The following is a 23,569-nucleotide window of genomic DNA, read 5'->3' as shown; positions in this document are numbered from 1 at the left end:
AAGCCCTACCCGAATTGGTAAGGCTTTTTTCTTTAGGGCATCGGAACATCATAAACACCAGTGTTAATTGTTTCTAATTTTTCTTGAATAAAACTTTTTAATCCAGGAATGTCTAACTCTTTAACTTCATCTTCGTAATAAATATATGTAAAATCATCTTCGATGTCATGTACTTTAATAATTCGTTTGCCTACTTCTTCGTCAAATTCTGTGCTTAGTAATTCATATCTCATTATTATCACCTCACTTTTTTCAAGATTAGCATGAATTTGGTGAAAAATATCGTTTTATACATATATTGACACGTAATGTTCATATTTGTGTAGCCAAAGAGTCTTATTAAATACAAAAAGAAAATTATTAAAAGAAAAGGAGCGATTAGAAAATGAGCGATCAAAACGATAATAAAGGAACATCTACATCACAATTGAAGGCATCAAGAAATTGGGAACAAAAGAATCGTAAAAAAACCACAATAGATAATTATAAAAGATCTGCAAGATCATTCATTAGAAATCACGCAGAACAAGAAGATTTAGAGGAATTAAAAAGGCTTATAATTGAAAGAGAAAAATCGTTGAAGGAATTGGAATGATTATTAAATCAAAATTATATGGAATGAGTTAGAATGATATAATTTCATATATACTTGCCGATTATAAAAAACTAATAAATTAAGCCCCCACAAAGCGTGAGGGCTTTTATTTTTATCACAATTGTTCAAGTAGTTTTTTTAACTAGTAAGTATATAACTAAAACAAGCCAAATAGGAATCCAAATAAGAGGATTACTAACAAGTACCATTGCTGTTACCCCTATTATAATTACTATTGATTCTCTTTTTCTCTGTAATTTTTTTTGTGAAGCAATAAATGCAATAAGCAGAATTGCGATTATAAAAACTACTATATTAAATGTTAAATTTTCCAAAAAAACATCTCCTTAAATATACAATTTTTGAGAATTATATGGTAATATACTTATTATACTAAATAAATTTCATAGGAGGAATCGTTTTGAAGAAAAAAGTTTTAAAATTTTTTACAGGTCTTATTTGCGCAACTTTAATTGTAGCATCTGTCGGACCATCAGTAGCAGAAGCAAAAAGTGGTGTTGTTCAAAGTAATGAGCAGGAAGAAATTTTAGAAAACGAACTTCAGGATATTGATGCAAGTCTAGATATATTAACTTTAATTGAAGATCTTCCTGAAGAGATCGCTGAAAATGGTATTAATGAAAGTGTGATTTGGTTAAATGATAATAAAGGTGAGACTTTTGCAAATCAGGAATTTGTTGCTAATGGAGAATACTTAGAATTAAAGGACGTTACTAATAAAAACCTTATACAAATGGCAAGTGTTGGTGGATGTGTATGGGGGATTGCAAAAGCAATTGCAATGAACGCTCTACCTTGGAGTAAGATATTGAAAATTAAAAAGGCCGTCAAAATAATGGGTGGCACTAAAGTTGTAGCAAAAACTGTTATAAATGCGTATAAACACCAAAGGAATTTAGGTTATGGAAGAGCAAAGGCTATTAAAAGGGCTATGAACGTAACCAAAAGAGCAGTTCCAGGTGAGTATGTAAAACATTGGGTTGAATTATTTAGTTTAGGCGTTGTTAAAAAACAATGTTTTTAATTTAATAAAATAATAGATTGCTAGAGTTATATCTTTTATTTTAAGTCCCCAATTTTGGGGACTTATTTTATTATAGTTTACCTTTATTTAATCTACGTTGTAATTCTTTAATCATAGCCGATGGATCGCTGATAACTTTATCGTAAGTGGTGCCTAAATACTTTTGTAGCTTACCAACTGTATTAGGTCCTAACAACCCATCTTGTTTTGCTCCGATTAACTCTTGCAACGCTTTTACAACTAGGCTGCCTTTTTTACCAGCACCAAACTTAATACCACTAACAAATGCATCTGTAGCTTGATTGTGCACTTGATCGCTAATATAGCTATCTGCTGTCGTGCCTAACTCTAATTGTAATGATTTAATCGTATTCTTGCCTGGTACTCCATCAACTTTTAAATTAGCTTTTTTATTGCTATCAGGAGTATTACTTGATTTAGATTTAAGGTTCGGTTTCTTTCCTGCTTGTAATTGTGATAACGATAAACCACCAGTCATTTCAAGATGCGGATAGTCTCTGAAACTTGTCCAATCTCCACCCCACGCAAAACCTAATGATTTGGCGATTGCAGCTGCACGTTTCCATTTAGAGTTTACATCCCAAATAGCATCTTCGCCATCATCGCTTACAAGAAAATAATCAACAGCCAACCCGTAATTATGCTTAGATTGACCTGCTTTAGCATTAGTTATGATGTTACCGCTAGTTGTACGCCCTTGATTGTATAAATCTGTCTGACTATCGTTACTGCGATATCCCTCTGAAATCTGTACATAAATACCCTCTCTGTAAGCAAGTTTAATTAATTCTAGTGCTGCAGCTGTAACAACTGCGTGTGAATCACCAATATTTTTAATCGATCGATCTAACAAAGTTTGTAATGATACTTTCATTATAAATCTCTCCCTTTAATTAAATTAAAAAGGACACCTATTCGGCATCCTTCGTGTTTCCTTCTCTTTTGTTTACTGCTAATTCAAACAATCCTGTTCCTGCTAGCCCTGCAAAACCACCTGCCCATAGGCGCATGATTAGATCAAGATCACTAAACGGATAAGCTACTGCACCAATTGCAATACCTACAACGAAACTTACTGCAGGTACAATGTTTTTTGGTAAGTTGACTGTTTTTTTAACCAATTCAACTAGCGCTGTTACGATTGGCAATAATACTGTAGCGAAAATTAATACCTGTTCCAACTCCTTCACCTCCTTTCAATATATGTATTGTAAAAGTAGCTTGACTGATTGGATTCACAAACTATTAGACAAACTGAAATTTCACACACAAATAAAAAATCAGCCCTTCTCTGGACTGATTTTGTCAATTCTCTTATGTGCTTGTTTGCTCGATTCTTCTACCCTAGTTACTCGCTCAGATAAATGGTTAATTTGCTTTTCATTTGCTTTTAAATCAATTCTTATATCATCTACACCTTTTCGGATATAATCTAATCCCGCTTTAACCTCAGCGTTTTCTTTCGTATCGCTTTTTGTTAAATTTGTTTTCTTTGATTGATAAGTAAGATAAGCGATAATAACACTTAATATTGCTATAAGAGCAGATCCGATTGATATTAAGGTACCTAGTTCCACTGTCATTCTCCCCCCTCTGTTCTTTTATTTTTTGGTAAATAAAAAGCACCTCACTTGAGATGCTAAACTTTAAACCAATCTCTTATTTCTTTTAGTCCCTTATACGTCTTCATAAGTGCTGAATTGTCAGTCAAGTATTCTTCACCTTTTATGGTTAGTTTGACTGAATTAACATCAACGCTTGGGCCCATATAATAGTCGACTTCCCTTATTAATCCTTCGCTTTCCAAGCTTTCAAATATCTTTACAAATTCATCAGCACTAATCTCTAAATCCTCATGCGAAAAGTTTTTGTTTCCTTTTTCAAGTTCTTTCAAGACAGCTAATCTCATTTTTTTGTTACTCATTTGATTACCGCCTCCTCTTATTCCTAATTCGACAAAAGGAAGGAAATTCCTGCATAAAAAATACGCCTATTCGGCGCTAACTTCTTTCATTGGATCGGTACTCTTATCTTTTTCAGTTGGTTGCTTCATCAATTTTCGTAATGCGAGATTTTCTGCTTGTAAAAGAGCATTCTCTCTAGATAATTCCCCTACATTTCTAGTTAGGCTGTCGATAACGTCTTTTAAGTCAATTTGTATTTCTTCATTCATTTTTTCAATTCCTCTCTGCATATACTCATATAGCTTCTACTAGATCATTAACTAATTGTTTTAATTCTTTTATTTCGGCACGATGCTCCTGTGTGATCTTCCATAAAACAGAAGTGATTGAATAAGTATCAACACCATCTTCATCACGTAATTCTTGTGGTACTTCTTCATTCATCATACCGATTTTTGGTTTGTCGTAGATGCCAGCATCTACGTTTGTTTTAATATGGTATCTGTATATTTCTGTGTTATCTATTAACATATGTGCATCATAAAGAGAAAAACCAGTAATATTGTCCTTGTATTCTCTTGATGATGAAGTAGGGTGTGAACTAGCACGAACTGGTTTATAACTACTATAAGTTCCTGGTGCTACCACACGTAACTCATCATTACTACGTGCATACACTTGATTTGTAAGTGATTCTAGCATTGCACTCTTTCCTGATTGAAATAAGGTATCATTATTACCACTAACATAATTTTTTGCACGTATATCTTTATAGTTAGAACCACTCATCCAATCTGTAACCCTTACTTCTGTGTTTCCTGTTTGTAGATATACGTAGTGGTTCTGACTTGCTAAAGCAACATAACCACTTCTAGCCTCAATTCTATAATCTCCACTATTATTTCTAAATACAGTAGAATGCACGACTACATCACCTTTAGCATCTAAAGATAAGTCATTTCCACTACTATAAATGGAACCAGTAACACCATCTCCATCATACCAATCATCAAATCCAATTGCCCCCGTGCCTATGAATGTACCGCCACTCTTCGTACTACCACTATTCATATAATGCTCAACAGCAACACCAAACTTGCTTATCTCAGTTTGACCATATACCGAAAGATTGGTTTCACCCGATTTCATTGTGATACGACCATCATCTATATGAAATACACCTTTCTGGTTTTTCTTTGCCCACGCACTATAATAAATCCCTTCAGAATGTATCATGTTATTTTCTACTGTCGTGTAATTGTTGCTATCTATACTCGATTTGAACACTGCCCGTATTGCTGATAGGGATGCTGTGCTTATGTGATTTGTGGTTAGTGTCTGTGCACGTACACTACCGCCGTCGATTTCCACGGTATTGGAATAACGCCAATTGGCTACGAGATCCTTTGATGGATCAAATCGTGCCCTAGAATACTCTTCTGCATTCGATTGTGCTGCATTCGCTTTGTTTTGTGCTCCAGATGGCGTTTCTTTTGTTGTTGGGTCATAACCACTACCGTAGGATGTATTGCTATCAACGATATTAGGTCCTTGTGGTCCAGTGGAACCAACATCTCCCTTGTCACCTTTAATTAATACCCATTTATATTTACTTGGGTCTGTAGAATCTGCGGACGTAAAATCCGTGTATGTGCCGATATACGTTTTACCTGCAGAAACTGTTGTACTGAACCCGCTAGTACCAGTAGAATTAGTGGCATAAGCTGTATGGAAATATGGTGTCTGACCATTCTCACCTGAAGGACCTTGTACACCTTGGCTACCATCAGCACCCTTGATTAGTGACCATTTATAGAGAGAAGGATCTGTACTCTGCGTCTCAGAATTACTAGTGTACATACCAATATATTGTTTACTAGTTGGATCGATTGAGAATCCATTACCAGTAGAGCTATTGGCATAAGCGATATGAGTATAGGCGGATAGGCCGTCCGTTCCTTTATCTCCCTTAATAAGCGCCCAATTATAATCTGTAGGTTCGGTTGATTCAGTGGCTGTTGTCTTGTTTGCTGCAATACCTATATGTGTCATTCCATCTGAGAAATTACTCATATTAGTACCACTAGAATCCTCTGCATATCTAATCCACGTATAAGTTGGTTGTCCATCTGCTCCTTCTGGACCTTCTACACCTTGTGGTCCTTGATCGCCTTGATCTCCTTTTTCGCCCTTAATTAATGACCATGTGTAATCAGTAGGTTCGGTAGATTCGACAGCTGTGGATCTATTATATGAAAATCCGATATACGCCTTATTGTCTGGAAAATTAGACATGTTCTCCCCTGTGTCTGAATCAGCATATCTTACCCATGTATAAGTTGGCTGTCCATCTTCACCCTTAGAGCCTTCTATACCCTGCGGTCCTGCTGGTCCTTGTGGTCCACTAGGACCAACTTTCCAGACTAGATCTATGTCACTCCATATCTTCCATATTACGTTGTCGGGATCCGATGTATCTACCCAAATCAAATCCTTTTCCTCTGGCTCTGTATCACTCTCTACACGTTTTTTCTCAGCGTAGTTTGTCGTGAATTCCTTGGATGTCTGTAGGTTTGCTTTAGCTTGATCTATCCTTGCCTGCTCTTCTGCTGTTATTAATTCTTTGCTTATATTCAAGGCTTTGGCTTGTAACCTAGACGGTAATTCTTGCTTATCAATGCCGTTTATCTTATCAAATTCACGTTTTATCTTGCTAATTAAGGTTGGTCTAGCCTCGCCAAATACGGCTTCCAAGATAAAACCGCCCGCTTCATGTATTTCAACAAACTCTGTGATAGGGGCATTCATCATGATATTCCACTTTTTATTTAGGACAGTAACCATATCACCTAACCTAAAATCTTTGCCGTATTCAAATGCTGTACTTAACGTTAGTTGATTGGTTCTGGCATCCCATATAGGTGTTAATATCTGCGCTTCAAGATAAAAATTTGTGTTGAAATCCTCTTCTAATTTTTGCATGCCACGTTCTATTAACAATTCTTCTATTTCTTCATCAGTGAGTTTTCCCTCTTCTGATTCTGCATTATCTTCACTATCACTGTCGCTACCATTGCCTATGTCATTGGCATCCACGAATACCTCTAATCTATCAATACCAGCAGCTTCACCAACGGACAATATTTTACGTTCAGTACCCTCGCCTTGACCACCAACATAAGATACATTCTTAAAACCACTGTTTGAATCTACAAAATTTTGATTTTTTATTGTGGCAAAATCAGGGCTAAAATATATCGGCGTATTACCGAATGGATTATCTTGCGTAAGATCTCTTGTCTCAACTACGTCAAATATCCACTTCTTAGCATTTAAATCAGCATACATTATCCATCCTAGATTTCCTCTTTTACCAATGGTAGTCAATTCTTCTGATATAGGCTTCAACCTGGATTCATATGATATGTGCCAACCACGCTCCAAATCGGGCGCTATTTCGATATTACGCATCTTTCTGTTTGGATCACTTGGGTTCACAAAATGTCTAGCTATATAGTGTTTCATTACCGTTTCCGCAGGACCACTTTTGCGGTCGTGGCTATCATTTATTGGCGGAACTGTAATGCGTTGATCCGTCACACCTTCTAATGTCACACCGATTATCTTCCAATTCTCCGATGATTTTCCGTTCTCATCTAAGCCAATCTCTCTATGTCTTATTAACATAGATTTTTCGCCTTGTTTATCAATTACGATGACATTGCCTTTTTGAAAGTATTCTGACCCTTCCGTATATTGATTAATGTGCAACTCAAACGTTCCGACTTCATAAAATTTCGGGCCGTATTGCAACGATATATAATTATCTGTCTCATGCAATAAATCCAAATATGGCGAGTAAATCCGTATGGGCATTTTATTCATTAGAGTACACTCCCTTTAGGAAATTTTCGCTATTCTCTGTTTAACTATGTCTGGCTTTGGTGATGTGCCACCCGTGTTAAACATTATGGCTCTAATACTGACTACATCTCCTGCCTCGAATCTGTCAATACCGTTTGCAATTACAAAATTATCATTGGCTGATTGCAAGACTTTCGCTACTAAGGGGAATGATTCTGTGCCATTAACAAATACATATATTTGTATATCTACCCCGATAGGAAATGGTGTGCCTCCACTAAATCCAATTTCCGTCCAAAGATTATATATGCCACCAGCCTTTACAGTAAAGGAAGTAGAAGATGTTATCTCATTTTGTTTGTCTTCAACGATCGTACCAAAAGGTAATGTCCGAGCTGTCCCTTGAGTAAAAGTTAGACCCGAAAAATTGTCTGCCTTAATAAATGACTGGTTTAACAGGGATACTGTACCACCAGAATCTATCTCCATTCCCCGATAGATATTGTGAAGTGGAATATAGCCACATACTGCAGTATTTGTTCTTTCGTCTGTTATTTCGCTTGCTTCAATAAACGACTTACCTGCTTTGATAAGTACTTGTGCTACACTCATCTCGAATATATAATTATCTCTCGTCAATGATGGCGGTACGGGATTTGAACTAGCTGCGCCCTTCTTAACATATGCATATACCCTGCGTTCCTCTGGATTGTCATCAAATGCCACGACAATTCTATCTATTCTATCTACAGTAGGTTCAGCAGTCTCATGCACCATGTCTCTCAATGCTGTATTTTCGTACATGTAACCATTGGCAAACATGTACCCCGCACCAATTCTAGTAGTCATGTTCGCTTTTGGCTCCACTTTTAGATCTGGTAAAGATAAAGTATTAGACACGCCGTTTCCTATAATTTGTGCGTGATATCTTGCGAAGTCTGCAGATTGGTAGATTCTTTGCTCTGTGTTTGTATCATCGAAAAAATAGCTTCTTTCCATATATACTCACGTCCTTTCCATAAGAAAAAGCATCTCTAATTGAGATGCTTAAGTAGTTAGTTTTCTTCATCTGATCCAACCTTATATGTGTTGGTATCGAGTTTTATATCACCCTGATAATACTGATATGAAAAGCCGCTTTGACCTTTAATATCAACTATAACCGCAGGGGTAAAATAGTTATCAGAAATAACATCGACACTGTACTCTTCTTCCAATAAACGCAACTTCTTTGCAAAGTCTCTTATTTCATCTTTTCTCAACATATCACCTTCTTTCTAATCTTTGAAAATATATTTTTGACTTTCTTGATTGAGAAAAGTTAAGGCTTGAGAAAAAGTCTTTAAAACTTCCTTACCTTCAATATGTTCAATGTAATTCTCTTTTTGATTTTTATGCAATCCATCTAAAGTTTTCCCTGGTATCCAAAACACTTTGATTTCTGGGAAAGTCATTGGAAATGAAAAGGGGAACTTTCTTCCACCTTCTTTTTGATTAATTTCAAATAAATCCATGTTGTGCTTGACCATATTATAAGCATGCCTTAAACCACTCATAATTTTACCGCCATCAGAATTATCTCTTTTAGATTCATAATTTGAATCCCCATTTTTTTTATGCCATTCATCTGTCGTTAACACCCACAAAAGCAATTCTCCTGTTGAGGCATAAATTTCATGATTATTGTTTTCTTCTATTGCTTTTTCTAATCGATTATAGGCTGTTCTTGAAGAATACATATTGAATTTTAGCCTCATCTTATGTTGAAACAACTTATCCGACATTTCGTTTCCTCCTCGAATTGTATAAACATCTAATCTATCCAATTCGACAGAAGAATTGAAACATCCTCCTATATTCCAACAAAATAGTTATGCCATGCTATCGATACAATAGCATTCCTAGTGCCCGAATCTGCCACATGTTCTATTTCATTCTCTCCTTCATCCAATTTCCAAAAATCTGAATCACTATCCAAGAATCCAATAGCCTTCTGTATTGGATATCCATCTCTATATATCTCAACTCTCTTATTGTTATCGCTAGTATCTATGTGTAATATTTCATCTGATGACAATGACCTGTTTATTTTAATGAATTGCCCTGTTGTTTTATTTGTTATTCTTGGGTTAGTAATAGGACCCTGTATGTCTATTGTTACTGGTGCTTCTATATCTCCGTCGTTGGTTATAATAGTTGCGTCACCACTTATACCAAAGCTTACAGGAAACGAAAAAGGAAAGTGGAATTTGCCAGTATATGCTCTTAACGCTCGGCTTACTTCTTGCGGATCACGCCAATATGGATAAAGTGCAATTAAGTCAATGGTACCGTCTTGAAATCCACTTCCCCTTGAATCTCCACTAGGAAAAAAAGGAGAAGTTTCTAATTCGACATCGATTATTCTTCTGATGTCACCATCTCGATATTGCAACTCCCCTCTCAATTTAGGGTTACAAACGGCTGATAACATCCTTCTATAATCATTTAATTCTGATTTACTGTTGGCTAATATGCTAAAAGTTAATGGTATCGCCCTATCATCTAACAAAGTATCTGCATGTGTACTCCCGTCCTGATAAGGTGACTTTTGGCGTTGGACATCCGCCTCCACTCCACCTAATCCCTCAAACGACGATAATATAAAGGGAGGACTATAACCAAAAGTAATACTTTTACCTCTCTGGTTCGTATATATGAGTTCCAATTATATTCCTCCTTCCATTGCCGCACGTTGCCACATTTGTTTTTGTTTTCTTGTTATTTCGCTTGGTGTCATTTCTTTGGTTGTATAGGTGTTATTAAAAGTAACATTAGTGTTATTTTCGTTTGTTTGTTGCGTTTCTGCATGTCTCTTAGTCTGTATTAAGCCTTGACCAGCAACGGTAGCATTAACTTGAGGACTAACATTTCTAATTACTTTATTAACAGAATTAGCAATTGTTTTTTCTTCATCGTCTACACCATCAGTAAAACCACTAACCATGTTGCGCCCCCACTTAACGATGTTACGACCTTCGCCTTTTTTGGCGGGAGAGTTAAATCCTAAGAAATTTTTAACGTTGTCCATAACACCTTTGGCTGCGTCAACTACTTTAGTACCCATGGCCTTTATGCCGTCAACGAAACCACCTATCATATTTTTGCCCCAGTCAACCGCATCGTCTTTGATGCCAGTGAACCAACCGCTAATACTAGTCCAAAGACCAGAAAAAGCACCAGATAACATCGACCAAGCACCAGATACAATGCCTTTGATGCCATTCCATAAAGCGCTCCATATATCGCTAACCGCATCGCTCATACCTTTGAAATCTCCAGTAAGTAAAGAGCTGAAAAATTTAACTATACCCATAATTACACCTACTGCCGTTTCAAATACAGAAGAAATTATTTTCCAAGCACCTTTTATAACTCCTGTAATAATAGGCATGACAAACTCAATAACGCCTTTAATAAATTTAAAAGCATTATCTACAGCTTTCATAATTTGTTCGCCGTTTTCGTTCCAAAATTTCATTATTTTCTGAAGTTGTTCTTGAATGAACGGTACAACTAGATTTAATATTTCTTGAATGATAGTCCAAATTGCTTGAAAAACTACTTCGACAGTTTGCCATATTGTGTTGAAAATGTTTTTTGCGTTTTCTATCAGCATGGCGCCATTTTCTTGCCAAAACTCATAAATCATTGTTAATGTTTCTTGTATCAATGGCAAGATAAAATTCATTACTTCTTCTACGGCTGTTTTAATACCTGTAAAGACTTCTTTCCAATATTCGATAAGTAACCCTAGATATGTTTGGAAAGTCTCCCACACTAGAGATAGTGTATCTGAGCTACCATCCGACCATTGCGTTAGCCAACCGATAAACGATTGTATCCACGCTGTGGCTGTAGTGAATATATTTTCGATGAATCCGAAGACGACACCGAATACCGCTTGTATCTGTGGCATATACGATAATATCCAATCCATCATAGATTGAAATATCGGCATTAGTTCCGCCATGATCTTCTGTCCAACCGCTCCGAATGTTCGTTTCAAGTTATCCCATGTATCTTGAAACTTTTCTGCGGAAGCTAATGTATCTCCACCTATAACGATCCCTAATTCTTCTGCTTTTGCTTTTGCTTCTTCTATGGTGAGTGCGCCATCTTTAAGCGCAGGCATTAAATCCCTAGCCATCTTAGTTCCAAACAATTCAGAAGCCTTTGCCGATTTCTCTTGTTCGTTTGTCATACCTGATAACGTTTGAATAGCTGTAGACATTGCGTCATCAGTCGATATAGTACCGTCTTTAACACCTTCCATATCCACGCCTAAATTAGTTAAGGCACTTGAATACTTTTCGTTACCTTCTGCAGCTAAACCCATACGTTGATTCAATCGCCCTACCGCTCTTTCTAACGTTTGTGAAGAAATACCATTTTGTCCTGCCCAGTATTCCATTTCTTGCAACGCATCGGTTGTTATACCTAGCTTTGGCGCTGTCTTAGCTATCCTGTCAAATCCTTGCGTAGTCTTTTCAACCATAGCAAAGGCGGCAGTTCCTGCAGCGACCATAGCACCGCCGATTAGAAGTCCTGCTTTACCTACTTTTTTTGCAGTCTTACCCATCTTCGAACCTAAGCCACCCACTTTTTTATCTATTCCATCTAGCGCGCTGTTAGCTTCTTTCTGTCCTGTTAGATCAATCTTCCCTGCTATTTTAAATAGTTCTAGCATCTATTCACCTTCTTCCTGCAAAAGGCATTAAAAAAAGACCTATTTAGATCTGTTCATTGATTTCAATATGGATTGTGCATCTTCTAATATTTGTTCGTCAGTCAATTGTTTTGTCGTTTTAGCTTTCTTGGCTTTTTCAATGTATTTGTCAAATGGTACGAATGTCTTTTCTGTAAACTTCGCATAATCAACTAACCATTGTTCCCAAAGCATACTGTATTGTTTTTCTTCAAATTCCTTATTAATCGATTCGCCCAATAAATCAATAAGCACATCATGATCTAACTGCATAATAAAAGACATATCACTATATCTTTTTAACAGTATGTCGTATGCTTCTAAGTCGCTGACTTGAAGGCTTGTTTCAAAAAAGCCGATAGTTTCTCTTGTTTCTGTAGATGTTTAATAACGTTAGGTAATAATTCAAATTCATCATTCTGCATGTCTTCTACACTAACCCCTGCCACATCAGCTAATAACTCGAATAGTTCAGTTTCAATCTCTGGTACTACTTCTAACACCTCAAAGATCATCATAACCCCGTATTCATCATCACTTAAGGATAGGTTTCCTTCTTCATCTCTAGGTAATTCCATCTTTAATATCTTGTCTTTTAATTTAGCTTTACGAACGATCTTCATTATTTTAAATAAGTCTTTGTTATTTAGATATCTCAATTGTTTTCCTCCTTATTAAAAAAGAGCAGGCATTATGCCCACTCTTAAGCTACTACTTCTTTTGGCCAGTAAATTTCATAAGCTACTTTACCTGATTCGATATCTTCAAAATCTGCGTGTGCATGGAATACGATTGGCACTATTGCTTCGTTATCGTCTTCACTGGTCAAAGTGAAACCTTCTGCAGATAATGCATTTTTCAACATGATTACTACAGGTTTTTGACTGCCACTTAAACGACCAACAAAAGACACGTTATCAAGATAATCTGCGTCCTTAATAGCTGACCGACCCGTAATGATGTCGAAATTGTCATCCGTTTCATCTATATCAGCAGGTCCGATTGCGTTTTTAATGTTCTGCGCTGTCAATTCTTTTAAGTTTACCGTTAATTGAGCTTCATGTGAATTAACAAACTTTAAACCTCTAATTCTAGTTTTGACACCATCTAACTCTGGCGCTCGCGTTTCAATTTCAACTTGAAATTCGTTTCCTCCACTAGTCGCACCCATTACCTCGCCTGTAAAATCCCCTGTTAATTCATCAAACGTTAAATTCTTATATATCGCCCCTGCATCTAATAACATGCGTTCTGGTGTTGCGTTTGTAACACCTACTGTATTAACTGCCATCATATTACCTCCTGTATGTTAATAAATTCGTCCTTACGTCATATCGTTTTATTTGTTCATCGGGATCGGGAACCAAACCAACGAAAGGTTTAGATGTGATAATTAAGTTATGTTCATCTAAATGCCTGTACCGTTTTAAGGCTTGTTTAACATCCTCCGCAATACCTATAGCTATTGCGTGTGAAGTTGATTCCGATCTATCCCAACAGCTAACTTCAAGCGTGTAATCATCTCTATCGTTTTCTGTTCCATCAACAGGTAGCAGCTTATAAGTTGCGTGAGGATATGGAGTAGGTATTTTACTGCCATCCTTTAATGTTATTTCCGCAGGAGCAGGGGAGGGATAGGTTTTATAGTCATGTGCATTATTAATCTGTTGATAGATCACAGGTAATAAATCAATCATATTTTGTAACTCCCCTCTGCTATTTTCTTCAATTTGGACAAGTTCTGCATAATGCCATTGTGTAGATAAGGATTAGCTGACATGCGACTGGTTCCTTGGTGTACATAGACGGGATATTCTTCGTTAGTCAACTGCGATCCGATATATACACCAGTCTTGTCCGACTTGTAATCTATTGAACTACGTAAAGAACCACCTATACGACCATCATCGTATTGCCCTACAGGTGTAACAGCTTTTGTGAACCCTCTTGCTGCTAATCCAACAGCTTCCATCATCACTTCATTTGCTTGTTCCATCTGTTGTTTAACTTGCTTAAGATTTGATTTATAATATTTAACCAACTTGATCACCCTTATATTCCAAAGTGATTTCTAGCTGTCTGTTTAAGTTATTAGGATTGTCTACATCTTTAATAGCATAGATACCTTCATTAATAATCATGCGATCCGTTACTTTGACATCTAATATTTCAAAGATGATAAATACATGCGTAGATATTTGACCGATCTTTTCACTAGCAAGCACCTCATCGCCACTAAGCTTGTCTAGCGTGCCGTCAATAGTTAGATAGTTTGTATAGTCATAGATTTCTCCGCCCATACCGTCACTGGTTGTGGTGTAACGTTGCGTAACAGCAATCATGGCCATCTAATCCTACGTTTGAGACCTCTTAATATATCGGCTGGATAGTCGGTTGCAAATGACACTGAATGGCGTGATAGACTTTCGGACGTGATACCAGTCTTTCGGTTCATATCGTATTCAACCATCTTAATAACATTTCGCTTGTAAGCTGTAGGTAATTCAGTGATATTACAATACTCTTTGATAGATTCCTCGGCTAATTCAATCAATAATGTTATTTGAGCGTCTTTCGTGTCGCTAGTAATACCTATCGCTGTTTTAAATTCGTCTTTTGTGACCAATCAGATCACCCCTTTAGTCGCTCAATAAGTGTTTCTTCTTTCATATTTGCATAACCTTTGATTCCTTTTTCTTTCGCTTGTTCTTTTAATTCATCAAGAGTTACTTCTTGTTCTTCTTCCTGTTCCTCTTGTTCTGTTTCAACCTCTTGTCCTTCGGTGTTCCTTTGTTCGGCTTGCCTTTTGACATTTGCTTCACGCTCCTGTTTTCGTTTCCGTTCTTCTTCTATAAAGAATCCCGTAAAATCAGAATGTGGCATATTATCATCCTTTCACAAAAATAAAAGGGAGCTATTAAGCTCCCTTTTACTTATCCGTTTGTAATTACTCGAACAATACGTGTTTTCTTTTTGTCATAAACTCGATCGTAGTTGTCCGCTAGAGCCATTTCTGCCATTGTTGGCATTTCGCCAGCAACAGAACCCTCAGTCCATTTAAAGCCACGAGGATGGATAACAAAACGACGACGATTGAATAGTAAATCTTCTCCCTTAGCTGCATTACGTGCCGTTTCAGTTGGAGTTTTAGGTACACCTTCCTCATAGCCAAACGCACCTGCTGCGAATAGGTAAGTTGTGTACTTTTTACCGCTTGTTGCACCATCTACAACAGGAACCCCGTCATCAATAACAATCGTTTTCCCATTATAAGTACCAAAACCAACATCAATATCTGATTCGGGCAGATATTCAATTAATTGTTTCTTTTGCAAATTAGAGTGTACTTGAGAGTGCATAGCAAGCGCGCTAAACTTTCCTTTTGCATCACCTAGTAATTGTGCCCCGTCAATAAAAACATCTCCGCTCGCTTCTTCTCCTGTCCCATCTTCTGCTGAAACATCAAGAATTAGATCTCCGTCATCGTTAGCTGCGTTGTCAGCAAAAACTCCGTTAGCAGAAGCAACTAGGATTCGTTGAAAAGCACGTTCCCAGTAGTTACCCACTCGAGATCCGATAGCTGCCATTGGATCAGACCCAGCTAATTCAGCTGCTAAATCCTCGCTCGACCAACCTTGACCAAAAGTAAAAATTCGCGCAACGTCTTTTCCTGTACTAATTTTTTGTACTTCAATTGCAGAATCAGACTGTATCGCTTGAGGATCCCCTTCTAGATCATTGAAAAATGGCATATTTACCGTGTCCCCGCCATTAGGAATAGTTAAATTCGGTACAGCACCGATAATCCCGCTCTTGAACAAAGCTGATTTTTCAACTGTTTCATTTATTACATAATTTGTGAATACCTCTGGTACAATAATGTCACTTACTCGTGTTACTGGCATTTAAAATCTCTCCTTTTTTATAATCCAAATGTCGCAGGATTTCCCCCTGCTTGTAAAACTAATTGTTTAGCTTCTACTGGCTTTTCTTTTACAAGTTTCATTTGCTCCGTTAAATTGAATGAATCCTTACTAAACGGATTTTTAGTTGGTTGACCCACACCGTTTCCACTAGGTACAGGAGTGCGACCACCTAGCTTATTAGGTTCATCTTCACCAAATAAATAAGCATCACTTTCCTGCAATGTCTTTAACTGATCTTCTAGGCCTTCTAACTTATCACCATTTAGCTTCAATGATTCAATATTTAACAAAGCCTTAACAGCTTTAGGATTACGCGCCTTTGCTCCTGTCAACTCTTTTTCAAGTTTGAAGTCAAACGCTTGCTTATCTAACTTAGATTGATAGTCCGCTTGTGTCTGGGTGTTAGCTGTTTTCAAGTCTTCAATCTCTTTCGTTAGTTCTTCATTACCTTTAGCTGTTTCAGACAATGTATTTAGTTGTGTATCTCTTTCTTCGATCGTGGCCTTTTGATCTTCAATCTGTTGTTTCAAGCTATCAATGCCTTCTAATTCATCTTTAAGACCATTGACTGTTTCGCCATGTTCTTTCATGACTTTGTCTACCTGTTCGCTATCCAAGCCTAAATCTGTTAGAAATTTACGTTTCATATCCATTCTCCTTTTACGTTTGGTTACGCAGTTCAGTCTGCGAAAAGTTTGTATTTCACACATACAATTCGATTTATTGCATTAAAAATAAGCCTTTTAATGACTTGCTAAGGTCGAATTGTAACGGTAATAGTTGTTTAATGTAATGAATCATTTAATCACTACGCTCTCATTAGCTTTACTTATACGCTCTGTATAATGTTCTATTTCCGATTCACTCACGTTATCTACATCTGAGTTAGTCAGCTTTTCTAAATGTTGCCTAATCAGTCCTAATTCACGTGCTATTATCTTTGCATACTTATCCTCCATTAAATCACCCCATAATAAAAAGCCACCCTATTTGGACAGCTTTTCTGTTTGAAACTCTGATTCTTTTTGAAGATCCAAAGGTATCCATATCATTTCTTAAAATATAATACCGTCTTTCTTGTAATTATTGTACGTCTCATATTCTGTTACTCCTACACCTCGTACCAGTTTACTATTTGGCTCGAATCCTCCAACTATCTCGATCATTTCACAGCGACAATTTATATCCTCGCTAGCCGACCCTAGCATACCAGGTGCAGATCCTGAACCGTTCTCTCCTTCAAAGTCTTCATCAAGATCAATCACTACACCATCTAATTCTTGGTGGCTATCTCTTGTGCTTCCATCACCAGATGATAACCATTGCTTTTTAATGTCTATGCCTAACTTCTCTCCACGTTCCATACTAGCTAATGTGCCAGAACTTCTAACTCTATGACCTTCTGTCTGTGCTATCGTTATGGCTTTCTTTGCCCCTATATCCATACGCTTTTTAATGCGTTTGGCTGTCTTCCCATATGACTCACCTTGAATAAGGCCTTGCGCTAACTCTTCACGTAGTTGTCTAGTGAGCCTTGCTTGATTATCCTTATTGCGTTGCAGGAAACCAACACGATCTAACGGATTTTCTATAGATTTTTTAACTAATTCATTACTTAACGCTGTGAATTGTAAATCAGCTTTAACTGTATTGGATAGCACGTATGCTGTTGAGTAGTAGCTTTCCTCATACATCACACGTTGTGATTTTAACAGGCTATTAGCAGACTTTCCCGTTAGCTTACCTATTTCATTAGCAATCTCTTTTTCAAGCTTAGATAGTCTGTTATACTTCTGTGCTTCTATCCAATCACCATTAGTCTGTTCATATAATGTTGCTATCTTACCTCTTAATTCTTTTAATGCTACTTGGTAATAAGCTATCATTTCTTGTTCTGTCTGTTTTTCTAGATTGTCGAGATGGCGTTTACGTTGCTTTTGCCATTTATTCATCTTCCTCACCTTCAACAGGAACAATAGGATCTATCGGTTTATCAAGATCAACTTCTCCTTCTTCTTCCTCTTCTAAACGTTCCTTCTCTAGTTGTGCATCAGATACCCAAGGATGATTCTCCATTATAGTCTGTTTACTAATGACACCCATACTCTGTTGTGCCATATTTACTGTTTCTTGATCGTTCATTAACATTGATTTATTAAATGTAAAGCTAACCTTCTTATTGTCAAAGTTGCCTTGATTTGTCATTCTTGCATACTCACATACAAACCACATAAATGTTCTTAACGCCTTAATAAACTTTCTTTCGAGTACGTTAGCTTTCATATCCAGCAAACTAAACAAGAATTTTAACGCGATACCACTAGGACTATTGCCGAACTTATCTGTTCCAACATCTACGCCCTGTCCTTCTTGATATATCGTTTCACGTAAACGATCCAAATATGATCCGATAGAATCCATTGGTACTTGGCCTTGCTTTATATTAACAGCCCCACCTTCAGTAACAGCAACGCCTTTGTATCGCTTTAAATTAGTGACAGCATGATCTAAGTCTTCGCCATCATAACCAACGATCTCATATAAAAACTGTTGTACGTCCTCTAGCGTGTTAGCTGTATCGCTCATTAATATATCGTACAGGTCAATCGTATCTTTATAAAAAGTTAAATCAGATACTTCTTCTTCGTTATTTTTAAAGTTGATGAAGGGAACCATCTCCCATCCATAACCATCACTGGCTGTACTGTTACCATAATCAATATGTGCTCTAGGATTGATCTCTTCGTTTACATCAATAACAATTTTCCCATTTATAATTTCATAGTAAGTAACGGTTTTTTTATCCCAAAATTCAACCTTAACAATATCATCGTGATCCAATGGATAGAAACGTATAAAGGCTATTAGATTCTTTTGTGGTGTCCTGTCGTAAATAGGAATACCCTCTTGAGCAGATATGATAATGTATTGAAACTCACCGTCTTCATCAATATAAGGATGCAACCACTCTGTCCCTTTGTTAGATGCGTTTTTGACTAATTCTGTGAGTGTATCGTCAAAGTCCTCACCCAATATGACAGTCAAAGTTGAAATGTCCTCTTCCTCTTTATATCCAATTGTTACTGGATCACCTACAAGATAACCAACTTTTTGATCTACTAATAGCTTGTGCCATCCAGAAGCAAGCTTGTTGTTTGTCGCATCCTCATCAATGACTTTTTGACCATCATTTGTATACTTTTCAATATCGCGACGAACTATCTTATTCCGTTTGAAATAGTAATCCTCGCCTTGATTCATACTAATTGCTGTATATTCATGCTTATCAATATATTCCTTGATAGTGTCCATCTCAACTGGTTTCTCTTGCTCTAGTAGCTTATTTATATATTCCGTGTATGTTGGTTCCATTGGGTACAATTTGCTTCACCTACCTTAATTAATAAATGTAATCCCTTTAGGTTTCATGTAATGAGCGCCACCATATCTTAGTGCGGCCATGGCATCATCAAATATGTTTACCGGTTCATCCAAATAAACATTTAACTTTTCATCCTTACGCCATTTCCATTGCTGTATCTCACTTATCGTGTTTAAGCATTTAGGATGTATGTGTATGGTTCTTTGCTTTAGCCAGTCGATCTGAGCATTAACGCTACCTTTACCCTTCTTAACTGGATAAGCTCTATACCCTGCCTTCTTCCACATCTGAATACGGTCTGGCTCAGCAGAATCACAAGGCATTTGCAATCGCTTATTCCAACTTCTTTCGTTAGCGATCGTTATTAATTCATCTGTGTCCTTCTCGTGCTCATATATCTCATCACACACAAAAATATCCCCATCCTTATATCCAAGGTTGAGGATTGCGTTAGCGTGATTAAAACCAAAGTCTTGGCAGTTAATCGTGCTGTCAAACATTGATGCATTTATATCGAACTCATGTATTAATACGTTTGTAAGAATTAATCCACCGACCTCTCCCCATTCTCCTAGACCGTATATTCTATAGCCGTCTGGATCTTGATGTTTACGTCTTTCCATTCTTCGATGATAAGCTTCATCAATAAAACGATTTTCTAAATAAGTTGAATGATGCGTGAATATATCATCGTCTTGATAATCAAAGTATTTCTTTTTAATCCAATGTTGCGCGCTAACAGGGTTAAATGTCATTGTGATCTGATAATATAAATTAGGATTATCTAATATTCCACGTAAACGGTCATCTAATATGTCTACATCGTTCTCGTATAACTCTGTGGATTCTTCTATCCATATCCATGTTAGCTTGCCATGAGCAAAGTTAATTGATTTTAGCTTCTCTCTATCCTTCTCATGTTGTACACCTCTAAATATGATTTCATTTCCTGTCACATTCGATTTAAGCGTCATAGCCGATTCGTTTACGTACCAATAATGTTCCGCTTTATCTCCGTATATTACATTAATAGCGCCCTTTAATTCAGCAAACGTTGAATACCTGTTAGACACATCAACCTTACGCAAACAAAGAAGGTTAGCTCCTTGATATTTAGGATCTGATAACTTTAAAATATAATCCTGTGCAATATCAACGGACTTTCCACTACCAGCCGATCCTTTTAATATGCGATAACGTTTTTTGCTGTTATTCGCTTCTTTAAATGTCTTGTTGAATTTAATTTTCTTCGTCGTCACCATAATCAATCACCAAATTCATCCCTAAGTCGCTTTCAATTTTCTTTTTATCAGTCCACATAGCATAACGTTTGCCTAATAGTTCAGCTGCTTTCGTTCTATCGTTTGTATCGGATCGTTTGTCATTTCTTTCTACACTTGATCCAAAGTCACCATCAGAAACAACAAGCAACACTTCATCTTGTACTTCACCACGCAATACGGATGTTAAATACTCCATGACTTCTTGTTGATCAGCAACCTTTTCAGTCTTTAGTTCTTCTAGTCGTTCTTCTATATAAGCAGAAACGTTAGCATTTGTTAGCAGTCTACTCGAATTGGCTCTTGCTGTCGAATCCTTCTTAACGTTCTTGTATGCCATCTTATAAGCTTCTGAAGCATTACCAGTGATGATATACTCATCAGCGAATTTTTGTTGTTTTAACGATAGTTTCTTACTCATGGCATACCACCACCTCCAAATTTATTTTAAACATAAGAAAAAGCACCACAATGGGTGCTTTTAATATTATTAAATAAAATGATTATTGTTAACTAATTCGTAATACTTTAGATAAAAGCTTTCTATATCCTCACCTGTAATCTCATCTCCAACATATATCGTTTTCTCTATGTGAAGATGAAGTAACTCCATTACAACATCGTTCGCGTTTCTTCCTGTTTTGTTTTCCATGCAATCACCTACCTTCCATCGAACACTTTCGACAAAAAGAAAGCTTTTTCCTGCTTATTTCTACTATCTAACATATATAGAATAAATATATAAGACTTTCAGTCTTTAAAATCTTTAATACTAATTAATAAAGAGCTCTTATAAGAGCCCCTTACCAATAAGATTAAATCGTATGACAGTCGTATGACAAAGATTTTCTACTATTTATTTTTTTCTTCGCTCGATCAACAAATGTTTGTACACTCGGCTTTTTAATATTCAATTCACCCGCAATTTGTTGCATGCTGTAACCTTGAGCGAAATGTAATAAATAACATTGTCTTTCTCTGTTTGATAAGTCTAATAACAAATTGTAAATTTCCCTCTTTTCTTCTTCGCTTAATTCGCGATCTTTTGGTTGAATATCTAATGATGGAATAAGGTCAACATCAACTAATGCACGTTTTTGATACGCAGAACGTTTGTCAATCCCTCGCATGTTGCCTGGTCTGCGTCCTTTTTTCATCCAATCGATAGAAAATGTCATACTTGATACCATACCATTAATTTGTGATTTATCTAATTTATCAATTTTAGAATCGCTCAATTCCGAATGTTGTCGTTGCAACTCCTTACGTCCCTCTTCATACTGGATGATTAATGTATCTGCCCAATTCTCCAATTCAATACTATTCATTCCATCCAGCCCCTTTTTCCCATAGTTGCTGTACATAATGACTACGTTTAATCGGCTTCTGGATCTTTTCGGGATTATCATTTTTATAAGATTCCATACTTCCATAGTATTTACGGTCTTTCGACCGTCTTTGCTCGTTTATTTTAGCCATTAACATTACCCCCTAATATAATAAAAAAAGGACACCGAACGGCAGCTATTACGCTGTCAGTCAGTGTCCTCCAGTTGGCTGGTAGAACTAATTTGAATTATTTTCTTTTTCCAATTCTTGTTTAGCGAAATTTTTCAGTAAAACTAGTTTTGTGATTCTTCTTTTTATACAAAATTGCATATAACCACAACCTATAAATATTATTACAATCATCAACATAAGAGTAGTAAAACCTGTGAATATAGTCGTGGTTATTCCTATAAGTCCTAATGATTCCTGCACGATTAATGACAAAAAACTTATAGCAAAGCCCAGCAGGATATAAAAGGTCTTATTCTCTTTTTCCCCCTCGATTGCAGAATCAGTAATAGAAACTATGTTTTTAAGAGTTTCTATTTTAACTAAATCAGATTGATCATCCTTAATAAATTTACGTAGATATTCCTTTTTTAATTGATTTAAGTCTAAAGAATCATCAAGGTGTATTTTATTCACTAATTTGTAAACTACTTTAGCTTCACTATAAAAATGATTTGACAAATTCCCTTGTATCCTGGAACAAAATTTAATTACATCAATAGTTTTTTTCATTTAGTATTAAAACTACCTTCCTTCTCTTCAATTATATTATTTATTATTATTTTTATCATTTCAATACGCCTCTTTTCTTTAGTTGATTCACTATAAATATAAATTAAAACAGCTGTTGCGATTAAAATATTGGTAAGTATATAAAGGAACTTTGCAAAACTTCCAGTGACACTACCTTCATTCGTAGTAAAGATATTATAAAAATTTGTTATTGCTTTATCGGTTGTTAATGCCTTTGTTATAATTCCGGTTAATATTACACTACCTGCCCCGAAAAAAACAGTATTGAATTTATTTAGTAAATTATTTTTACTATGTAATTCTAAATAGTCTTTCAACAGTACATAATCACTTAAATTGGGACCAACTTTATTTTTTATTTGTTTTTTTATTTCCTTCAAATTATCTAACAAATCTTCTTGAACAGTATAATTCGATACTTTAAGTACAAAATCATTATCAAAGTCAGCCTTACCTAACCATTCAAAAAGTAACAGTTTACCTGGTTTCTTTTCTTTTCTTAATCTCTTTATTTCATTTTTAGATTTAATAAATAAATTAATGTTTATTAATTTTAGTGTTAGATATGGTATAAAAACTAACGTAAATAATCCAATGAAAATATCACTAAATTTAGAAAAATATAAAGATGCTACAAATACTACAATAAACATTACTATAAAGAGCGATAATTCAATAAATGTTTTTCTAATCTCCAAAAAAAATCCTCTTGTC

General features: G+C 36.1%; 35 protein-coding genes. 2 read left to right on the top strand and 33 right to left on the bottom strand.

Going from position 1 to position 23,569, the window contains the following annotated elements; all coding sequences use genetic code 11:
- Positions 1-32 precede the first annotated feature (32 nt).
- The gene (locus D2K60_RS05085) at positions 33-233 is read right to left on the bottom strand and encodes a hypothetical protein (RefSeq protein ID WP_117168890.1); all 201 of its coding nucleotides are present in this window, start codon (positions 231-233) and stop codon (positions 33-35) included.
- A gap of 152 nt (positions 234-385) precedes the next feature.
- Between D2K60_RS05085 and D2K60_RS05080 the strand changes: the two genes are divergently transcribed.
- Positions 386-595 (top strand): hypothetical protein, encoded by a 210-nt coding sequence (locus tag D2K60_RS05080; RefSeq protein WP_117168889.1) that lies wholly within the window; start codon positions 386-388, stop codon positions 593-595.
- A 125-nt stretch (positions 596-720) separates the two neighbouring features.
- On the opposite strand, the gene D2K60_RS05075 is transcribed toward D2K60_RS05080, so the two are convergent.
- Complete coding sequence (locus D2K60_RS05075; RefSeq protein WP_117168888.1) at positions 721-930, bottom strand: hypothetical protein; 210 nt, start codon at positions 928-930, stop codon at positions 721-723.
- Between the two features lie 86 nt (positions 931-1,016).
- Here D2K60_RS05075 and D2K60_RS05070 point away from each other — a divergent pair, with 86 nt between their 5' ends.
- Positions 1,017-1,640, top strand: a complete 624-nt coding sequence (locus D2K60_RS05070) for a hypothetical protein (protein ID WP_117168887.1) — start codon at positions 1,017-1,019, stop codon at positions 1,638-1,640.
- Positions 1,641-1,710: 70 nt separating this feature from the next.
- On the opposite strand, the gene D2K60_RS05065 is transcribed toward D2K60_RS05070, so the two are convergent.
- The 31 genes from D2K60_RS05065 to D2K60_RS04930 all read right to left on the bottom strand — a co-directional run bounded on the left by D2K60_RS05065 (position 1,711) and on the right by D2K60_RS04930 (position 23,553).
- Entirely contained in the window at positions 1,711-2,535 is an 825-nt protein-coding gene (locus D2K60_RS05065) for a M15 family metallopeptidase (RefSeq protein WP_117168886.1), read from the bottom strand.
- Positions 2,536-2,572: 37 nt separating this feature from the next.
- On the bottom strand, positions 2,573-2,842 hold the full coding sequence (locus D2K60_RS05060; RefSeq protein WP_117168885.1) for a holin: 270 nt from the start codon (positions 2,840-2,842) through the stop codon (positions 2,573-2,575).
- Positions 2,843-2,941: 99 nt separating this feature from the next.
- Positions 2,942-3,244: a hypothetical protein gene (locus D2K60_RS05055; protein ID WP_117168884.1), complete on the bottom strand. Its 303-nt coding sequence runs from the start codon at positions 3,242-3,244 to the stop codon at positions 2,942-2,944.
- 56 nt (positions 3,245-3,300) lie between these two features.
- Entirely contained in the window at positions 3,301-3,585 is a 285-nt protein-coding gene (locus tag D2K60_RS05050; RefSeq protein ID WP_117168883.1) for a YjcQ family protein, read from the bottom strand.
- 66 nt (positions 3,586-3,651) lie between these two features.
- On the bottom strand, positions 3,652-3,855 hold the full coding sequence (locus D2K60_RS05045; RefSeq protein WP_162880705.1) for a hypothetical protein: 204 nt from the start codon (positions 3,853-3,855) through the stop codon (positions 3,652-3,654).
- A 4-nt stretch (positions 3,856-3,859) separates the two neighbouring features.
- Positions 3,860-7,450 carry a siphovirus ReqiPepy6 Gp37-like family protein gene (locus tag D2K60_RS05040; RefSeq protein WP_117168881.1) on the bottom strand — a complete coding sequence of 1,197 codons (3,591 nt, stop codon included), beginning with the start codon at positions 7,448-7,450 and terminating at the stop codon, positions 3,860-3,862.
- Between the two features lie 15 nt (positions 7,451-7,465).
- Positions 7,466-8,428, bottom strand: coding sequence for a hypothetical protein (locus D2K60_RS05035; protein WP_117168880.1), 963 nt, complete (start codon positions 8,426-8,428; stop codon positions 7,466-7,468).
- Positions 8,429-8,484: 56 nt separating this feature from the next.
- The gene (locus D2K60_RS05030) at positions 8,485-8,691 is read right to left on the bottom strand and encodes a hypothetical protein (RefSeq protein WP_117168879.1); all 207 of its coding nucleotides are present in this window, start codon (positions 8,689-8,691) and stop codon (positions 8,485-8,487) included.
- 15 nt (positions 8,692-8,706) lie between these two features.
- Positions 8,707-9,213 (bottom strand): hypothetical protein, encoded by a 507-nt coding sequence (locus D2K60_RS05025; protein WP_117168878.1) that lies wholly within the window; start codon positions 9,211-9,213, stop codon positions 8,707-8,709.
- Between the two features lie 68 nt (positions 9,214-9,281).
- Entirely contained in the window at positions 9,282-10,136 is an 855-nt protein-coding gene (locus D2K60_RS05020; RefSeq protein ID WP_117168877.1) for a phage tail family protein, read from the bottom strand.
- On the bottom strand, positions 10,137-12,158 hold the full coding sequence (locus D2K60_RS05015) for a phage tail protein (protein ID WP_117168876.1): 2,022 nt from the start codon (positions 12,156-12,158) through the stop codon (positions 10,137-10,139).
- Positions 12,159-12,197: 39 nt separating this feature from the next.
- Positions 12,198-12,461, bottom strand: a complete 264-nt coding sequence (locus D2K60_RS05010) for a hypothetical protein (RefSeq protein WP_117168875.1) — start codon at positions 12,459-12,461, stop codon at positions 12,198-12,200.
- 35 nt (positions 12,462-12,496) lie between these two features.
- Complete coding sequence (locus D2K60_RS05005) at positions 12,497-12,835, bottom strand: hypothetical protein (RefSeq protein WP_117168874.1); 339 nt, start codon at positions 12,833-12,835, stop codon at positions 12,497-12,499.
- A 44-nt stretch (positions 12,836-12,879) separates the two neighbouring features.
- Positions 12,880-13,467, bottom strand: coding sequence for a hypothetical protein (locus tag D2K60_RS05000; protein WP_117168873.1), 588 nt, complete (start codon positions 13,465-13,467; stop codon positions 12,880-12,882).
- Between the two features lie 4 nt (positions 13,468-13,471).
- Positions 13,472-13,873 (bottom strand): hypothetical protein, encoded by a 402-nt coding sequence (locus tag D2K60_RS04995; protein WP_117168872.1) that lies wholly within the window; start codon positions 13,871-13,873, stop codon positions 13,472-13,474.
- Positions 13,870-14,217: an HK97-gp10 family putative phage morphogenesis protein gene (locus D2K60_RS04990; RefSeq protein WP_117168871.1), complete on the bottom strand. Its 348-nt coding sequence runs from the start codon at positions 14,215-14,217 to the stop codon at positions 13,870-13,872. The genes D2K60_RS04995 and D2K60_RS04990 overlap by 4 nt, the downstream gene beginning before the upstream one ends.
- Entirely contained in the window at positions 14,210-14,518 is a 309-nt protein-coding gene (locus tag D2K60_RS04985; RefSeq protein ID WP_162880704.1) for a phage head closure protein, read from the bottom strand. The genes D2K60_RS04990 and D2K60_RS04985 overlap by 8 nt, the downstream gene beginning before the upstream one ends.
- Complete coding sequence (locus tag D2K60_RS04980) at positions 14,515-14,802, bottom strand: phage head-tail connector protein (RefSeq protein ID WP_117168869.1); 288 nt, start codon at positions 14,800-14,802, stop codon at positions 14,515-14,517. Before D2K60_RS04980 ends, D2K60_RS04985 begins: the two co-directional genes overlap by 4 nt.
- Before the next feature lie 5 nt (positions 14,803-14,807).
- Positions 14,808-15,059 carry a hypothetical protein gene (locus D2K60_RS04975; RefSeq protein WP_117168868.1) on the bottom strand — a complete coding sequence of 84 codons (252 nt, stop codon included), beginning with the start codon at positions 15,057-15,059 and terminating at the stop codon, positions 14,808-14,810.
- A gap of 50 nt (positions 15,060-15,109) precedes the next feature.
- A complete protein-coding gene (locus tag D2K60_RS04970; protein ID WP_117168867.1) occupies positions 15,110-16,081 on the bottom strand; it encodes a major capsid protein in 972 nt (323 codons plus the stop codon).
- Positions 16,082-16,098: 17 nt separating this feature from the next.
- Positions 16,099-16,749 (bottom strand): phage scaffolding protein, encoded by a 651-nt coding sequence (locus tag D2K60_RS04965; protein WP_117168866.1) that lies wholly within the window; start codon positions 16,747-16,749, stop codon positions 16,099-16,101.
- Positions 16,750-16,899: 150 nt separating this feature from the next.
- Positions 16,900-17,061, bottom strand: coding sequence for a hypothetical protein (locus tag D2K60_RS20590; RefSeq protein ID WP_162880703.1), 162 nt, complete (start codon positions 17,059-17,061; stop codon positions 16,900-16,902).
- Positions 17,062-17,157: 96 nt separating this feature from the next.
- Positions 17,158-18,054 carry a phage head morphogenesis protein gene (locus D2K60_RS04960; protein ID WP_117168865.1) on the bottom strand — a complete coding sequence of 299 codons (897 nt, stop codon included), beginning with the start codon at positions 18,052-18,054 and terminating at the stop codon, positions 17,158-17,160.
- Positions 18,047-19,474, bottom strand: a complete 1,428-nt coding sequence (locus tag D2K60_RS04955; protein WP_162880702.1) for a phage portal protein — start codon at positions 19,472-19,474, stop codon at positions 18,047-18,049. Before D2K60_RS04955 ends, D2K60_RS04960 begins: the two co-directional genes overlap by 8 nt.
- A 24-nt stretch (positions 19,475-19,498) precedes the next feature.
- Complete coding sequence (locus D2K60_RS04950; protein ID WP_117168863.1) at positions 19,499-20,746, bottom strand: PBSX family phage terminase large subunit; 1,248 nt, start codon at positions 20,744-20,746, stop codon at positions 19,499-19,501.
- The gene (locus D2K60_RS04945) at positions 20,724-21,185 is read right to left on the bottom strand and encodes a terminase small subunit (RefSeq protein ID WP_117168862.1); all 462 of its coding nucleotides are present in this window, start codon (positions 21,183-21,185) and stop codon (positions 20,724-20,726) included. Before D2K60_RS04945 ends, D2K60_RS04950 begins: the two co-directional genes overlap by 23 nt.
- Before the next feature lie 69 nt (positions 21,186-21,254).
- The gene (locus tag D2K60_RS20585) at positions 21,255-21,416 is read right to left on the bottom strand and encodes a hypothetical protein (protein WP_162880701.1); all 162 of its coding nucleotides are present in this window, start codon (positions 21,414-21,416) and stop codon (positions 21,255-21,257) included.
- 163 nt (positions 21,417-21,579) lie between these two features.
- Positions 21,580-22,092 (bottom strand): sigma-70 family RNA polymerase sigma factor, encoded by a 513-nt coding sequence (locus D2K60_RS04940; RefSeq protein ID WP_117168861.1) that lies wholly within the window; start codon positions 22,090-22,092, stop codon positions 21,580-21,582.
- On the bottom strand, positions 22,085-22,243 hold the full coding sequence (locus D2K60_RS20580) for a hypothetical protein (RefSeq protein ID WP_162880700.1): 159 nt from the start codon (positions 22,241-22,243) through the stop codon (positions 22,085-22,087). Before D2K60_RS20580 ends, D2K60_RS04940 begins: the two co-directional genes overlap by 8 nt.
- Positions 22,244-22,330: 87 nt before the next feature.
- Positions 22,331-22,834: a hypothetical protein gene (locus D2K60_RS04935; protein WP_117168860.1), complete on the bottom strand. Its 504-nt coding sequence runs from the start codon at positions 22,832-22,834 to the stop codon at positions 22,331-22,333.
- A complete protein-coding gene (locus D2K60_RS04930; RefSeq protein WP_117168859.1) occupies positions 22,831-23,553 on the bottom strand; it encodes a hypothetical protein in 723 nt (240 codons plus the stop codon). The genes D2K60_RS04935 and D2K60_RS04930 overlap by 4 nt, the downstream gene beginning before the upstream one ends.
- Positions 23,554-23,569: the final 16 nt, after the last annotated feature.

The sequence above is a fragment of the Paraliobacillus sediminis genome, from assembly GCF_003426055.1.
The sequence above is the reverse complement of the archived record's forward strand: the minus strand, read 5'-3'. Positions and strand labels throughout refer to the sequence as shown.